Below are 614 nucleotides of genomic sequence, written 5' to 3'. Positions count from 1 at the left end.
ATCCATCAATTGATATTAGTAAAGGTAAAAAAGATCTTTTAAAATGGATAGAAGAAATTAAAAAGAATTTAGAAATAAGAGGAAGAGATTATAGATTGAGAGAAATAGTAGAACTATTATCTGAAACATTAAAAATATATCATTGCATTAGAATTTTTAGAAACACAAACATTATATACTTTTATAAGCTATTTTAAAGATATTGAAAATGATATAAGAAAAAGTAAAGTTGATTAGAAATTTTAAGTGATATAAGAATAAAGAAAGCAATATATTTAGCAAATGAATATATTAACAAGAATATTGAGCATCCAAAATTATTAAAATTAATAGAAATATTAAAGGAAAATAAAGATAAAAAAATAATGTATTTGCACAAATAAGGAAAACTTTAGATAGAATAAAGGAATATTGCGATATGAATAATATAAAAGCTGAAAAATTTGTTGGAAAAAAAGAAATGAGTAGAAGCGAACAAATAAAATTATTGAAAGATTTNNNTGAAGGTAAATTCAATATACTATTATCAACATCAGTTGGAGAAGAAGGTATTGATATTCCAAAAGTTGATATTGTAGTATTTTATGAGCCTGTAGCATCTGAAATTAGATATA

1 protein-coding gene is annotated in these 614 nt (G+C 21.6%); it reads left to right on the top strand.

The window, feature by feature from the left end; translation table 11 throughout:
- Positions 1 to 418: 418 nt before the first annotated feature.
- The coding region (locus LUA84_RS01325; RefSeq protein WP_256443483.1) for a helicase-related protein at positions 419 to 614 on the top strand (196 nt) is incomplete at its 3' end.

The sequence above is a fragment of the Candidatus Nanopusillus massiliensis genome, from assembly GCF_920984865.1.
Note: the sequence above shows the minus strand (reverse complement) of the source record. Positions and strands in the feature narration are given on the sequence as shown.